Source organism: Pseudomonas sp. MAG002Y (genome assembly GCF_019400845.1).
In the GTDB taxonomy this organism is placed as follows: domain Bacteria; phylum Pseudomonadota; class Gammaproteobacteria; order Pseudomonadales; family Pseudomonadaceae; genus Chryseomonas; species Chryseomonas luteola.
Window position 1 is genome coordinate 1 of the sequence record NZ_WOEJ01000007.1, and the last position, 13,821, is coordinate 13,821.

Here is a 13,821-nt window from a genome sequence, read left to right on the forward strand (position 1 = left end):
TCGCACCTCTCCCAGCGAACAGTCACCACTGTGTTATAGAAAAAATGTGGTGCAGGGAGAGTCCATTACAGCCTTCAGGTTCGTTCGCTTCGCTTACTCTGGCGCGCCCGCGCGCCCCTTAACCTGTCCGTTAGGCTAACTCTTCTATGGCGCAGACCTCTGAACTTGATGTATTACCCTTGCTAGAAAAAATTATTACTGCCAACTCTCCGGTTAGTTTGGCTATTTTAGTTTTTGCTGCGGTTATATGGATCGCAGGAGGGAATCTTCTTATTAGTTACCATTTCCGAAGGGTTCGGAATAAGCGGCCAAGTCTGTTTTTTCCATTTAAGAACTTTAATCGTTTTGAATGGGCCGCCTTATTAATGCTTTTGCTTACCGTCTTTGCCTCATTTTTTATTGCATTATCAATCAATGAGAAGTAACAGCAGCCTAATAAATGGTTCAAAATTTTCGCTTTACTCACCACGAGCTAAAGCACATCCCTTAGGCTATTCAGATTTGAATAAAGTTAGCATCTGACCGCTAACGCTGAGCAAAAGCATAGACTTTTGTACTATCTCAACCACACAAAAATTCCCTGCCATGTATGGCCACTCTTTCATACATCGTTAAGTCTTTACACAAACAAAAACCGCATTCCCAGAGGCCCCATCCCAAGGGATGATCTTTTCATAATCATGTTCCAGGACATGAACCTCAAAGTACGGCTGCAATATCGTCTGTAATTCGTTGAAACTTACAGCCACCATAGGGTGTTCGTCGTGCCATACCTGGCGCTCATCTGCTGTCGTTTTTTCGATGCGAAGTTTCAGTGACTGCTGCTCGCCCTCTCCCCTGTAATTCCAGCAGGAGCTGAAGTTAAATAAGCCGTCAGGGTGATTTGCGGCATGAGATACAAATGAGTTGTTGTCGATAGTGTTCTTGTCGACTGCGTTGAAGCAGAAGATGCCATGATCGGCCAATGCGCCATATACGCTGGCGATACAGGCCTTCAGTCTTTCAACACTTGCGCTGTAATGAATGGAATACAAGAAGCAGGTAATGAGATCGACCGGCTCTTCTACCGTGAACCTGCACATGTCCTGCAAGGAAAACTGAGCTTCCGGGCAGCGAATGGATGCTCTATCTAGCATGGGCTGATTGATGTCGAGCCCAGCGCTTTGATAGCCAGCATCAATAAAATGCCGAACATGCGGCCCTGTTCCGCAGGCCAGATCGAGATGCCTGCTTCCGCCATTTCCGAATAACCGATGTAGCCGATGAACGCAGTGGCTTTGCGCCTGATAGTTGATATCGGCGCACATGAGATCGTAGTAACCCGACAGGTCGGTATAGAGGGCGTTGCCGGGCATGATGACCTGATTTGAGTGCAGCGTTGGGGGGCGCGCATCATATCCGAAGCGGGTCATCGTAAGAATGGGCGCTGTGGAAGTAAATCGGCCTTTACGGACCTATTGTGCGCGATAGCGAGCTTGACTCGCATCGCTTGGAGCGCTCAGAGCAGCATGCTAGATGCCTTGCTGGCTTAACGTTTAAAGAATCTGTCATCCACGCCCTATACCGTAACCCTGGTAAGCAGCGCGTCTCCAGATCGTGTTCAGGCAAGAAGTGTTGAAGCCCTCTCCTTCACTCAAGCTTTATATCACCCAGGAAACGCTCCGCCTCAACAGGAGAGCCAAGATGACAAGGAGCGCTGATGCCCCTTCGAAAGATCAGCTTATTCGTGACCTTACCAAGGCCCGTACCGGCCTGATCCACACCTATGTAATGCATGTTGTGTGGTTTGTGGTCATGTGTGTGTTCTTCACGTTGCAGTGGGAAAAGCACGGTATGCAGGCGTCAGTTCTGCTTACACTCGTCACGCTTCCACCTGTGCTGTTCTACACCGTGCGGGTTCACAGGCTCTGCCGCAGCATTGATCCCAAAGCGCGTACGGTCGGGCTGATGACCGCGTTGATCACAACGTTTGTGTTGAGCCCTTTTGAATCAGGATTGGTTCTTCCAGCCAAGAACCTGATGGCTGCAAACAAGATTCTCAAGGCTCATCAGCAGGTGACAGCTCCGGCTCCTGTCGCCAAAACAGCCAAACAGCTGGGGCAAGCCTGAGCTGCCTACCTTTACCAGATACCATGCCCGGCTCTTACCCGACAAAGGCAATGACTCATGATCTCTGTCAATATTGACGGCTACCGTTTCCAGGTGCGTGCAGCGGCCGTTCTGGAGCACGATAGCCATATTCTGCTACACCGAGGCGTGAATGACTCATTCTGGGCATTACCTGGAGGGCGAGTTGAGCCAGGTGAAAACGCCCAAGCCACACTTGTTCGCGAAATGATGGAGGAGCTTGACGAGCCTATCGTTTGTGGCGAGCTACTATATTTGGTTGAAAACTTCTTTGATTACCTAAACCAGCCAAATCATGAAATCGGCTTGTACTTTCGCGCTCAGCTTCATAGCCACTCTGCCCTTCTCGATAAGTCGCGTACCCATAACGGCACTGAGGCTGGAACATCATTAGAGTTTCGATGGTTTCCCAGGGCATCCCTTCGTGATGTAGACCTGCGCCCTGCCTTTTTACGTGAGTCGCTTTCCTTACCGACGCTTAACTTTCAGCATGTTGTGCAGCGAGGTTAAAACCTGCTTGGCTATACCCTTTCTCCCCTGAGTAACGTGTACGGTTGATCTTGCACTCATTTGGCTTGCCCGGTAAACCGTGCCACCCCACCATTTCACTACCTACCTTAGTAGCCTTATAGGCTCGCGCCGCTTCGATTGCGTCTATAGTGGAAGAGCCGCGTATCGCGGCTTCACCTGAAGCAGACAACTCGAATAAGGAATTGCTGAGTGAGCATGTTTAGTCGACGTCGTATTCTGGCGTCCATGGCAGGAGGGGCTGCTGGCCTCGCGCTAATCAATCTTCAAGGGTGCTCGTCGTTCGGGTCAGGCGGTTCTGGCCAGACCAACGATTGGGCCATGGCCGATGCGATCCGCCGCAAGACCACCGTCCCCCGCTTTCCAAACGTAGACTTCGATATCCGCCGCTATGGCGCGGTAGGCGATGGTCGTACCGATAACTCCAAGGCTTTTGCCGCCGCCATTCAGGCCTGCTTCGCTGCTGGCGGTGGTCGGGTACTGGTAACCGGTGGTGATTACCTGACCGGCCCCATCCACCTTAGGTCCAACATCAACCTGCATATCGAAGAAGGCGCAAAGATTCGCTTCATTACCGATCCCAAGGCTTATCTGCCTGCGGTGTTCACTCGCTGGGAAGGCATGGAGCTGATGGGTTATTCGCCGCTAATCTACGCGTACCGCCAGAAGAACATTGCCATTACCGGCAAGGGCGAACTGGACGGCCAAGCGGACCGCACTACGTGGTGGCCTTGGAAAGGCAACAAGGAGTGGGGTGTGGAGGGCTATCCTTCTCAGGACGCCGGTCGCGAAGCGTTGATGAAGGATGTGGAGGCTGGCATACCGCCAGAGCAACGGCTGTATGCCGAAGGCTACTACTTCCGCCCACCTTTCGTGCAGCCTTACCTATGCGAGAACGTGCTGATTGAAGATGTGCGTATCGTACGTGCGCCCTTCTGGCTCCTGAATCCTGTACTGTGCGAAAACGTGACCGTGCGCGGCGTGCACCTGGAAAGCCTGGGCCCGAACTCGGACGGCTGCGACCCTGAGTCCTGCCGCAACGTAGTGATCGAGAATTGCTTCTTCAATACCGGTGACGACTGCATTGCCATCAAGTCCGGCCGCAATGCGGATGGGCGCCGGATCAATCGACCTGCCGAGAATATTGTCATCGCCAACTGCAAGATGGAGGCAGGCCATGGCGGTGTCGTGATTGGCAGCGAGATCTCGGGCGGCGCACGAAACATCTTTGTCGAGCATTGCAGCATGAGCAGCCCCGATCTGGAGCGCGGTATCCGCTTCAAGACCAACTCCATACGCGGCGGCATAATCGAGCATATTCGCTATCGGGATATCACCATTGGTGAGGTCCAGAATGCGATCGTCATAGACTTCCACTACGAGGAAGGCGATGCCGGGAAGTTCGACCCAACGGTGCGCGATATCGAGATTCGCAACCTCGTCTGCCAGCGTGCCGATCAGGTATTTCAGGTTCGCGGCTTCGAACGGGCACCCATAAAAGACCTACGACTGGTGGATGTTCATTTCCAGAAGGCAGGTGGCATTGGTGTGCTTGAGCACGTGGAGGGTCTGACTGCACAGAACGTCACTATCAACGGGCAACCGTTTACCAGATAGCGGCATAAGATCAAGGCGGGTCGGATAAGTCCCGCCCTTTTCGTGCATCCCAGGTAAACTAGTCTTCTTTTCTGACGTTTGCCTCTCCTCATGACTGACTCCATTCGCCTTTCCAAACGCCTCATTGAACTGCTGGGCTGCTCGCGCCGTGAGGCTGAGCTGTATATCGAAGGGGGTTGGGTAACGGTCGATGGCAACGTTATCGACGAGCCGCAATTTCAGATTCACGCCGAAACGGTGGCATTGCTACCAGGCGCTTCGGCTACGCCGCTGGAGCCGGTAACGTTTCTGGTCTATCAGCCCGCTGGCATCGCCTCACTGCCAGACGCTGACAAGCATCTGCTTAGCCGTGAAACGCACTGGGCGGAAGACCCAAGCGAGCGACCGGTGCTCAAGGGGCATTTTGCTCGCTTAAAGCCAGGGCTGGCATTACAACCCGGCGCGGAAGGGTTGGCGGTTTATAGCCAGGACTGGCGGACGCTGCGCAAACTGACTGAGGATGCAGCCAAGCTTGAACAGGAATATGTCGTTGAAGTCAGCGGTGAGCTGGCGCAGAACGGGCTGGAACGCCTCAAACACGGTCATACCCATAAAGGCCAGACACTTCCTGCCTGCAAGGTCAGCTGGCAGAGCGAGACACGCTTGCGTTTCGCCATGAAGAATCCCGAACCTGGAATCATTCAGCGCCTTTGTGAAAGCGTTGGGCTAAAGGTAGTCAGCATGAAGCGTCTGAGAATAGGCGGCGTTTCGATGGGCAAGCTCCCCTTGGGGCAGTGGCGCTACCTTTCACTTCAGGAACGCTTCTAACCGCGCTGCTCTTTACGTCTTTCACGCTTACCCAAGGATCACCCGCATGCTCAATAACGATGTATTACGTAGCGTTCGCTACATGTTGGATATCAATGACCGGAAGGTTGCCGATATCTTTAAATTGGCTGGCAAAACGGTCAGCTCAGATGACATTACCGCCTTTCTCAAGCGAGATGATGAGGCCGGGTTCGAGCTGTGCCCGGACGAGTTGATGGCCAGCTTTCTGGATGGTCTGGTCTTCCACCTACGCGGCAAGGACGAGAGCCGCCCTGCCCCTCCGCTTGAACTGCCGGTTACGAACAACCTGGTAATGAAAAAGCTGCGCGTAGCTTTCGAACTCCGGGAAGAAGACATCCTGCAGATTTTGCAATCCGTAGACTTCACTATCACCAAGCCAGAGCTCAACGCAGTGTTTCGCAAGTTTGGACACAGCAACTACCGCACCTGTGGCGATCAGTTATTACGAAATTTCCTGAAGGGCCTGACGTTACGCGTGCGAGACTGACCTACCCGTAGCAACCGTATTCCGCCCTATGAATCAGTAGTCTATTTCATGCGCATCCACGACGTTCAAAACCGCCTTGCCGACCTCGGCGCCAAACCTATGCACATCGGACGCGTCAGTCGCGCCTGGCTGAAAGGCCTGCCACTCGACACCGGGACACGGCATCAGCAAACGGAAAACTTTCTGCCGCTGACCGTTCGTGAAGGGCTACCTGAGCTTGCCCGCACACTCGACGGGCTTGCTCGATTGAAATCAGAGCACCCTGCTGCCGATGGCTCAGCGCGCCTGCTGGTAGAGCTAGCCGATGGGCAGATGGTGGAAAGCGTACTGTTGCCTCGGGATGGTCTGTGCGTCTCTACACAAGTGGGATGTGCAGTAGGCTGTGTATTCTGCATGACGGGCAAGAGTGGTTTGCTGCGCCAGGTAGGTAGCGCTGAAATCGTGGCCCAGGTTGCGTTGGCTCGTCGTTTCCGGTCGGTTAAGAAAGTGGTCTTCATGGGGATGGGCGAGCCGGCCCATAATCTGGACAACGTACTGGAAGCGATCGATCTGCTCGGCACAGAGGGCGGCATCGGCCACAAGAACCTGGTGTTTTCAACCGTGGGGGACATGCGCGTATTTGAGCGTCTGCCTCAGCAAACCGTCCGTCCAGCCCTGGCGCTCTCGCTTCACACGACCCGTGCCGACCTGAGACAACAGCTGCTGCCCAAGGCCCCCCGGATAGATCCGGAAGAACTGGTCGAACTTGGCGAAGCCTATGCTCGCCAAACAGGTTATCCCATCCAGTATCAATGGACGCTCTTGGCCGGCATCAATGACAACCAGGAAGAGCTGGACGGCATCCTGCGCCTGCTCAAGGGCAAGTATGCCGTTATGAACATGATTCCCTACAACAGCCTGGAGGGTGATGATTACCAGCGGCCACGCGGTGAGCGTATCGTTGAGATCGTCCGCTATCTCCACAGCCGTGGTGTATTGACCAAAGTCCGTAATTCAGCCGGCCAGGATATCGAGGGTGGTTGCGGGCAACTTAGAGCGCGCGCCGTGCAGACCGTTGACAGCAAGCGGCTGATCAAGCGGGTCCGCTAAGCGCCACCCCGCCCTGGCGGCACTACCGTACCGCTTTACACCTGGACATCTTTTTGCCTGAGGCCTGCTCACTGTAGACAGGCTCGCAGCAATAAGGATGTCCATGAAACTCTCCCCACACGATCATTGCCTCTTCTGCATCCATGCCGATATGGTTGCCCACTACAAGCAGGTCGAGCGCGAGAAGATCTACCTTTCCACTGATGACGAAGCTACCTGCTTCGATGTGATCGGCGCAAAAAGGTGCCTATTCTCCAGCTCAACGATGGCAGCCGCATGGGTGAGCGTCTTGATATTGCCTGAAAGCTGGCTGAGCTGGGCAACCTAGAGCGTGTCATACGCACCGGAGCCGATATCAGCACCACTCTTGAATGCATCGACAGCATACTTCTCGCCATTAATGGCCTGCTGTTTCCGCGCAATGTTGCGATTAGCCCGCCGGAATTCGTAACCCAATCGGGGCGCGATTATTTTCAGCTGAGCAAGGAAGCGATGATTGAGCGTTCATTTGAGCAGGTCCTTGAGGAAATACCCCTCCACAAGCAAAGCGCAGAAAAAATGCTTGTAGGGCTAAAGGTTTTGCCCATACCGGCAGATAACGGTAACACCCTTAGCTGGGACGACGTACTGATCTATCCAACGCTGCGCAACCTGACGATGGTCAAGGGCCTGGCTATGCCACCCCATGTAAGCCACTACGTTGAGTCCGTAGCCGCACTTACCGGCGCGTACACCTACTACGACAGCGCCTTGTAAGTAGTCGTTTAAGGCAAAGTGTTTCATCTGCCGGTGCGAAGAGATAGGCCTGTACACGTCCTGTGCAGGAAGGAAACCTGTTAGCTCAAAGGCCTCTGCCCTGGCAGATGCAAAAAGGATCTGTACGATGCCGGATATCGATATCCATCAAGACCCCTTCGTTCAAGGCCTGAAGGAGCGCTTGCCCAGCGACCTGAAAGAGTCGTTCACCGAGGAGCAGCTCCAGGCGCTCAAGGTTGCGTTTGGCGCCCGCCAATGGGGAAAGCATGCGGTTGACCTTCGCGCCACGTTCAAACTGTGGCGCTGGCGGTACTACTGTGTGTTCCTGGTTGGCCGCAACCGCCGTGATCTGTCCCGGCGCCAGCATGAGCTGTCCCAGATGGCTAAGGCGTTCGTGATTGCTGTTTTCCTGCTGTTTAGTGTCGCGGTTGGCTTGGTAATTCTCTATCTGATCAAATCGGCCCTGAACATCGATATCTTCCCCAACTTCTCGTTTGGTGTGTGGGACTGGTTCAAGAGCCAATTCAACTAGTCCACCTCTGGTAAGACAGCGCTTCCCTTAACCCCAGGGCAAGCGCTGCCTTGCCAAGCCTGCTTGAATCACCCCTTATCGCCCAAATCGATTTTTATATAAAAAAACATCACTTTTAAGCATATACGGGTGCTGTTATCGTGGGCATATCTGATAAGAACGCGCAGTCGTGCGCGCACAGCCTTAGCCTGAGCAGGATTTTTAATGTACGTATACGACGAATACGACCAGAGGATCGTCGAGGAACGCGTCAAGCAGTTCCGCGATCAGACCCGCCGTTATCTGGCTGGTGAGCTTTCAGGCGAAGAGTATCGCCCACTCCGCCTGCAGAACGGCCTGTATATCCAGCGCTACGCCCCCATGCTGCGTATCGCAGTACCGTATGGCCTGCTCAACACCAAGCAAGTACGCAAACTGGCGCAGATCGCCCGCGACTACGACAAAGGGTATGCCCATGTCAGTACGCGCCAGAACTTTCAGTTCAACTGGCCTGAGCTTGAAGAGATTCCGGATATTCTGGCCGAGCTGGCTACTGTGCAGATGCATGCCATCCAGACCAGTGGCAACTGTATTCGTAACACAACAACCGACCAGTTCGCCGGTGTAGCGGCGGACGAGCTAGTCGACCCACGTCCCTGGTGCGAGATCATCCGCCAGTGGTCGACCTTCCATCCCGAATTCGCCCATCTGCCACGCAAGTTCAAGATTGCCGTGAACGGCGCCAAGATGGACCGTGCCGCCATCGAGGTTCATGACATTGGTCTTGAGGCAGTCAAGAGCGAAGCGGGTGAGCTTGGCTTCCGCGTGTTGGTAGGTGGCGGACAAGGCCGTACGCCTTACGTAGGTGCGTTCATCAAGGACTTCCTGCCCTGGCAGCATCTACTGACCTATCTGGAAGCGATCCTGCGCGTCTATAACCGTTATGGTCGTCGGGATAACAAGTTCAAGGCACGCATCAAGATCCTGGTGAAGGCGCTGGGTGAAGAAGCTTTTGCCGAGAAGGTCGAAGCGGAATGGGCGCATCTTAAAGACGGCCCTAGCACCCTGATCGAAGCAGAAGTCGAGCGCGTGTCCAAGTTCTTTGTTGATCCGCCTTATGAAGCGCTCGAAAACCAAAGCGAGGCCTTGGCAAAGCTGGACGCCGAGAATCCGGGCTTTGCCCGCTGGAGAAGCCGCAACACCTTCCCGCACAAGAAGCCGGGTTACGTAGCGGTGACGCTATCCCTCAAGCCCACCGGCACAGCGCCTGGCGATATCACTGACAAGCAGCTCGACACCGCTGCCGATCTGGCGGACCGCTACAGCTTTGGCGAGCTTCGTACGTCCCATACGCAAAACATCATCCTGGCAGATGTCCGTCAGGATCAGTTGTTCACGCTGTGGAACGAACTGCGCGAGAATGGTTTTGCGACACCAAATGTGGGCCTTTTAACGGATATGATCTGCTGCCCAGGCGGCGATTTCTGTTCGCTGGCGAATGCCAAGTCCATTCCGGTGGCCGAGTCGATCCAGCGCCGCTTCGATGATCTGGACTATCTGTTCGATATCGGTGATATCGACCTGAACATCTCCGGCTGCATGAACGCCTGCGGGCATCACCATGTAGGCCATATCGGTATTCTGGGCGTAGACAAGAAAGGCGAAGAGTTCTACCAGGTGTCGCTCGGCGGCTATGCCGGTCGTGACGCCAGCCTGGCAAAGATCCTGGGCCCCTCCTTTGCTCAGGACGAAATGCCGGATGTGATCGAGAAGATCATCAATGTTTACGTCGATCAGCGCACCGAAGATGAGCGTTTCATCGATACCTACCGCCGTATTGGCATCGACCTCTTCAAGGAGCGCGTCTATGCAAAGAATCATTAAGGGACGTGAGGTCGTTACCGATAACTGGCACCTGCTGCCAAAGGAAACCACCTTCGAGGAAATTCCCAACAGCGATAACGTCATCATTCCCGCTGCGCTCTGGCTTGAGCATGGTCATGCCTTGACGACACGCGATGGTGGGCTGGGCGTTTGGCTGGACAGCGATGAAGAGCCGGAAAGCGTTGCTGACTCCCTGGAGCATTTTCAAGTAATCGCCATTAATTTTCCGGCCTTTACTGACGGTCGCGGCTTCAGCTACGCGCGCTTGCTGCGGGAGCGGTTTGGTTACAAGGGAGAGCTTCGCGCCATTGGCGATGTGCTCCAGGACCAGCTCTTTTTCATGCAGCGTTGTGGCTTCGATGCCTATGTGATCCGTGCAGATCGTAATCCAGAAGCAGCCCTGGCAGGCCTGGACGATTTCACGGTTGCTTACCAGAGCGGTGTAGATCAGCCCCAACCGCTTTTCCGGCGACGCTTGGCCTGATGAAAAAAGCCCCGTATTAGCGGGGCTTTTTTATAAGCTATGCATTCATTGAAGATTGACGAGTGCCCGTCCGATCATTTTACCTGCCAACATCTGATTGATAGTGCCTGGCAGATCATCAAGCGGTACTTCTCGTGTGATTTCATCCAGCCCCTCCAGCCTCCACTCTGCCGAAAGCTTTTCCCACATGGCTGCTTTTACAGATAGGGGCAACTCTACCGAGTCTACACCCAGTAGATTGACACCACGCAGAATGAACGGAAAGACCGATGCCTTGAAACCACTGCCAGCCGTCAGGCCGCAGCTGGCAACGCTTGCGCCATAGCTCAGGGACTTCACGATATTGAACAGGATGTCACCGCCCACGGTGTCTACCGCGCCGGCCCATTGCTCTTTTAAAAGCGGCTTTTCGATACCATCCAATACCGTGGCACGATCCAGGATCTGTTGTGCGCCAAGGTGATGGAGAAACTCGGCCTGCTCCAGCTTGCCTGTGGAAGCCGCTACTCGATAGCCCAGCTTGCTCAACAACTTGATGGCAAGGCTTCCAACACCACCACAAGCACCCGTTACCAGAACAGTGCCCGCTTCCGGTACCAGGCCTGCATGCTCAAGCTTGTCGATACACAACCCAGCCGTCAAGCCTGCTGTACCCAGCGTCATGGCCTCACGTAGCGACAAAGCTTCAGGCCGCTTGATCACCCAGGCAGCAGGAACACGAATGTATTGCCCGAAACCTCCCGGCGTATCCATGCCAAGGTCATACCCCGTCACGATGACCTCGTCGCCTTCTTTAAACTCATCCGACTGAGATTCGACCACGATACCGGCCGCGTCGATACCAGGGGTATGAGGATAACGTCGTGTAACACCGCGATTACCAATCGCCGACAGGGCATCCTTGTAATTGAGCGAGGAATAACAGACCTTGATCAGCACCTCGCCAGCGGGCAGTTCATCGATACGGCGCTGGATGACCTCTTGCTGGAAGGCCCCATGAGGGCCTTCCGTAATCCAGAGCGCCTTGAAAGTATCCATCTACCTTCTCCTAATCGTGATGCCTGAAAACCTGGGCATTACTGCCAGGGGCGATGCTGAGTGAATCTACCCCACCATGTCGTAACCAGTCGGTCGACAGTGGCGCTGGCAAACAGACCTACGCGCTCAGGCAATGTCTTTCTTTCAATAAAGCGAACCTGGAAAAGCTCTGCCACTTTGGCTCGCTCGCACAGGTATTCGTCACTGGTCTTGAGTTCATCAACCAGACGCTTACCCAATGCCGATTCACCGAGCCATACCTCTCCTGTGGCCACCTCATCCATGATCAGTTGCGGGCGATACCGATTCACGAAGTTCTTGAAGAGCTCATGGGTTTTCTCCAGATCTTCCTGAAACTTCTCGCGCCCTTTTTCCGTATTTTCACCGAATACCGTCAAGGTGCGCTTGTATTCGCCAGCCGTAAGAACCTCATAATCGACATCGTGCTTTTTCAGCAGCTTGTGAACGTTGGGTAGCTGGGCAACAACACCGATCGAGCCCAGAATGGCAAATGGCGCACTCAGGATGCGGTCACCGATACAGGCCATCATGTATCCGCCACTGGCAGCAACTTTGTCGACACAGATCGTCAACGGAACACCTGCCTGACGGATGCGTGCCAGTTGCGAGGCTGCCAGCCCATAGCCATGCACCATGCCTCCACCGCTCTCCAGACGAACAACCACTTCATCCTTGGAAGTTGCCATCGTTAATACGGCCGTCACCTCATGGCGCAGTTGCTCAGTGGCAGACGCCTTGATGTCGCCATCAAAATTCAGCACATAGACGTGGCTCTTGGCAGCCCCTTTCTTGCGATTGGCCTTTTCTGCTTTCGCATCCTCCTTGCGCATCGTCTTGAAGCGTTCCTTGTCAAGGACGCTCTGCTGCAAGCGGAGCCGTAGCGATTTGTAGAAATCATTTAGTTTCTGGACTTCAAGGTGTCCTCCCGTGGCACGCTTGCCTTTACTGCGTAGGGCAGCGATAAAAATCAGCACCGCCATGATGGCAATGACAACCGTAACGGTCTTAATTAGAAAACTGGCGTAATCCGCAAAAAAATCCACATGCTCTCCTTACTGTCGACAAGCCTTCAGCTCATCCACGACTCTTGATCCACTAAGCATACTCATGGCTACGCTTGCCAGCCAGCGGGACACCCAGGCAACCATAGCGTATTCAAACAACCGTATGATTTTCCATTGACAGCGAACACTAGCCACCCTACTCTCGATTCATTGCCGCTGATGAGCGGCTGGGCTAACCGCGGACGCGTCCGCATTCACGTACGACCCCCTAAGGATTCCGCATATGAGCAGTGCTGACATCATCGAAAACCTGAAAAGCAAGTTCAATCCTGATGCGGCCGCCGGCCTGGATCTCACTTATCAGTTTGACATCGAAGATGGTGAGAATTATCACCTGGTTGTGAAAGATCAGACTTGCGACGTCAAGGCAGGCAACGCTGACGAGCCGGATTGCACGCTCATCATGAATACCGACACGCTCAAAGGCATCGTTTCTGGCGAAACGGATGGCATGCAGGCCTTCATGGCTGGCAAGGTTCGCGCCGAAGGCAACATGATGCTGGCCATGAAGCTCAGCGAATTGTTCCCTAACTAAGCACGTGAAAGCCGGAGCATGCTCCGGCTTTTTTATAGCGGAGAAATGACATGAGCGCAGCGTTCGATCTTACCGGCAAGACAGCATTTGTCTCTGGCGCAAGCCGCGGCATAGGTGCTGCTATCGCCCATTTGCTCGCTGCGCAGGGTGCTCATGTCATCGTATCCAGCCGCAAGGCCGACGGCTGCCAATCGGTTGCAGACGCGATTATCCAGGCTGGCGGTCAGGCAACCGTCATGCCCTGCCATATCGGGGACCTTGATCAGATCAGGCAGACGTTTATCCACATCGGTGAGCGCTTTGGCTCTTTAGATATCCTGGTTAACAATGCCGCTATCAATCCGCAGTTCGGGCATATTCTCGACACGGACGCCGAGGCATTTCAAAAGACGGTTGATGTCAATATCCGCGGATATCTGTTCATGTCCATCGAGGCGGGCAAATTGATGCGCCAAGCCGGCACGGGCGGAAGCATTATTAACATAGCCTCGGTCAACGGCGTTTCGCCGGGCCTCATGCAGGGTGTTTACTCCATCACAAAGGCGGCGGTTATCAACCTCACCAAAGTCTTTGCCAAGGAATGCGCCAGTTTTGGCATCCGCTGCAACGCCTTGCTTCCCGGCCTTACCGATACGCGCTTTGCATCGGCACTGGTCAATAACCCCTCCATCCTCAATCTGGCGCTTCAGCAGATCCCGCTCAAGCGTGTCGCACAACCGGACGAGATGGCTGGCGCAGTGCTGTACCTTGCCAGTGATGCGTCAAGCTATACCACCGGTACGATCCTAAACGTCGACGGTGGCCTCTTGGCATAACCGCCTGGGCTTTCTAACCCCTCCATTATTAGGCACT

The 13,821-nt window shown here is 54.3% G+C and carries 16 protein-coding genes; 13 read left to right on the plus strand and 3 right to left on the minus strand.

Features of this window, described 5'->3' with window-relative positions; all coding sequences use genetic code 11:
* Positions 1–611: 611 nt before the first annotated feature.
* Positions 612–1,355: a class I SAM-dependent methyltransferase gene (locus GM154_RS11435; protein WP_219652444.1), complete on the minus strand. Its 744-nt coding sequence runs from the start codon at positions 1,353–1,355 to the stop codon at positions 612–614.
* Positions 1,356–1,683: 328 nt separating this feature from the next.
* Between GM154_RS11435 and GM154_RS11440 the strand changes: the two genes are divergently transcribed.
* The 11 genes from GM154_RS11440 to GM154_RS11490 all read left to right on the plus strand — a co-directional run bounded on the left by GM154_RS11440 (position 1,684) and on the right by GM154_RS11490 (position 10,311).
* Positions 1,684–2,109, plus strand: a complete 426-nt coding sequence (locus GM154_RS11440; protein WP_219652311.1) for a hypothetical protein — start codon at positions 1,684–1,686, stop codon at positions 2,107–2,109.
* Positions 2,110–2,166: 57 nt separating this feature from the next.
* A complete protein-coding gene (locus GM154_RS11445) occupies positions 2,167–2,637 on the plus strand; it encodes an NUDIX hydrolase (protein ID WP_219652312.1) in 471 nt (156 codons plus the stop codon).
* A gap of 216 nt (positions 2,638–2,853) precedes the next feature.
* On the plus strand, positions 2,854–4,272 hold the full coding sequence (locus GM154_RS11450; RefSeq protein WP_258019828.1) for a glycoside hydrolase family 28 protein: 1,419 nt from the start codon (positions 2,854–2,856) through the stop codon (positions 4,270–4,272).
* A gap of 90 nt (positions 4,273–4,362) precedes the next feature.
* Complete coding sequence (locus GM154_RS11455) at positions 4,363–5,079, plus strand: rRNA pseudouridine synthase (RefSeq protein WP_219652314.1); 717 nt, start codon at positions 4,363–4,365, stop codon at positions 5,077–5,079.
* A 46-nt stretch (positions 5,080–5,125) separates the two neighbouring features.
* The gene (locus tag GM154_RS11460) at positions 5,126–5,587 is read left to right on the plus strand and encodes a DUF1456 family protein (RefSeq protein WP_010794845.1); all 462 of its coding nucleotides are present in this window, start codon (positions 5,126–5,128) and stop codon (positions 5,585–5,587) included.
* Between the two features lie 48 nt (positions 5,588–5,635).
* Positions 5,636–6,676, plus strand: coding sequence for an RNA methyltransferase (locus GM154_RS11465; RefSeq protein WP_219652315.1), 1,041 nt, complete (start codon positions 5,636–5,638; stop codon positions 6,674–6,676).
* A gap of 103 nt (positions 6,677–6,779) precedes the next feature.
* Entirely contained in the window at positions 6,780–7,004 is a 225-nt protein-coding gene (locus tag GM154_RS11470) for a hypothetical protein (RefSeq protein WP_125888328.1), read from the plus strand.
* Between the two features lie 56 nt (positions 7,005–7,060).
* Positions 7,061–7,432, plus strand: coding sequence for a hypothetical protein (locus tag GM154_RS11475; RefSeq protein WP_308460609.1), 372 nt, complete (start codon positions 7,061–7,063; stop codon positions 7,430–7,432).
* 127 nt (positions 7,433–7,559) lie between these two features.
* Positions 7,560–7,964: a 3-phosphoshikimate 1-carboxyvinyltransferase gene (locus GM154_RS11480; RefSeq protein ID WP_219652316.1), complete on the plus strand. Its 405-nt coding sequence runs from the start codon at positions 7,560–7,562 to the stop codon at positions 7,962–7,964.
* A 204-nt stretch (positions 7,965–8,168) separates the two neighbouring features.
* Complete coding sequence (locus GM154_RS11485) at positions 8,169–9,827, plus strand: nitrite/sulfite reductase (protein ID WP_219652317.1); 1,659 nt, start codon at positions 8,169–8,171, stop codon at positions 9,825–9,827.
* Positions 9,811–10,311, plus strand: coding sequence for a DUF934 domain-containing protein (locus tag GM154_RS11490; RefSeq protein ID WP_219652318.1), 501 nt, complete (start codon positions 9,811–9,813; stop codon positions 10,309–10,311). Before GM154_RS11485 ends, GM154_RS11490 begins: the two co-directional genes overlap by 17 nt.
* 45 nt (positions 10,312–10,356) lie before the next feature.
* Here GM154_RS11490 and GM154_RS11495 read toward each other — a convergent pair whose 3' ends face one another.
* Both GM154_RS11495 and sohB read right to left on the minus strand, forming a co-directional pair.
* Positions 10,357–11,349, minus strand: coding sequence for a YhdH/YhfP family quinone oxidoreductase (locus tag GM154_RS11495; RefSeq protein WP_197872229.1), 993 nt, complete (start codon positions 11,347–11,349; stop codon positions 10,357–10,359).
* Positions 11,350–11,387: 38 nt separating this feature from the next.
* Positions 11,388–12,413 (minus strand): protease SohB, encoded by a 1,026-nt coding sequence (gene sohB / locus GM154_RS11500; RefSeq protein ID WP_219652319.1) that lies wholly within the window; start codon positions 12,411–12,413, stop codon positions 11,388–11,390.
* Between the two features lie 244 nt (positions 12,414–12,657).
* Between sohB and GM154_RS11505 the strand changes: the two genes are divergently transcribed.
* Both GM154_RS11505 and GM154_RS11510 read left to right on the plus strand, forming a co-directional pair.
* Positions 12,658–12,969, plus strand: coding sequence for an SCP2 sterol-binding domain-containing protein (locus GM154_RS11505; RefSeq protein WP_010794854.1), 312 nt, complete (start codon positions 12,658–12,660; stop codon positions 12,967–12,969).
* Between the two features lie 50 nt (positions 12,970–13,019).
* Positions 13,020–13,784: an SDR family oxidoreductase gene (locus GM154_RS11510; RefSeq protein WP_197872230.1), complete on the plus strand. Its 765-nt coding sequence runs from the start codon at positions 13,020–13,022 to the stop codon at positions 13,782–13,784.
* Positions 13,785–13,821: the final 37 nt, after the last annotated feature.

Bases quoted from the DNA above. Each gene is read 5' to 3' on its own strand.
- GM154_RS11480 (WP_219652316.1), top strand. From the start codon at position 7,560: ATGCCGGATATCGATATCCATCAAGACCCCTTCGTTCAAGGCCTGAAG.
- GM154_RS11495 (WP_197872229.1), bottom strand. From the start codon at position 11,349: ATGGATACTTTCAAGGCGCTCTGGATTACGGAAGGCCCTCATGGGGCC.
- GM154_RS11510 (WP_197872230.1), top strand. From the start codon at position 13,020: ATGAGCGCAGCGTTCGATCTTACCGGCAAGACAGCATTTGTCTCTGGC.
- GM154_RS11470 (WP_125888328.1), top strand. From the start codon at position 6,780: ATGAAACTCTCCCCACACGATCATTGCCTCTTCTGCATCCATGCCGAT.
- GM154_RS11455 (WP_219652314.1), top strand. From the start codon at position 4,363: ATGACTGACTCCATTCGCCTTTCCAAACGCCTCATTGAACTGCTGGGC.
- GM154_RS11440 (WP_219652311.1), top strand. From the start codon at position 1,684: ATGACAAGGAGCGCTGATGCCCCTTCGAAAGATCAGCTTATTCGTGAC.
- GM154_RS11435 (WP_219652444.1), bottom strand. From the start codon at position 1,355: ATGCCCGGCAACGCCCTCTATACCGACCTGTCGGGTTACTACGATCTC.
- GM154_RS11465 (WP_219652315.1), top strand. From the start codon at position 5,636: ATGCGCATCCACGACGTTCAAAACCGCCTTGCCGACCTCGGCGCCAAA.
- GM154_RS11445 (WP_219652312.1), top strand. From the start codon at position 2,167: ATGATCTCTGTCAATATTGACGGCTACCGTTTCCAGGTGCGTGCAGCG.
- GM154_RS11490 (WP_219652318.1), top strand. From the start codon at position 9,811: ATGCAAAGAATCATTAAGGGACGTGAGGTCGTTACCGATAACTGGCAC.
- GM154_RS11505 (WP_010794854.1), top strand. From the start codon at position 12,658: ATGAGCAGTGCTGACATCATCGAAAACCTGAAAAGCAAGTTCAATCCT.
- GM154_RS11485 (WP_219652317.1), top strand. From the start codon at position 8,169: ATGTACGTATACGACGAATACGACCAGAGGATCGTCGAGGAACGCGTC.
- GM154_RS11450 (WP_258019828.1), top strand. From the start codon at position 2,854: ATGTTTAGTCGACGTCGTATTCTGGCGTCCATGGCAGGAGGGGCTGCT.
- GM154_RS11460 (WP_010794845.1), top strand. From the start codon at position 5,126: ATGCTCAATAACGATGTATTACGTAGCGTTCGCTACATGTTGGATATC.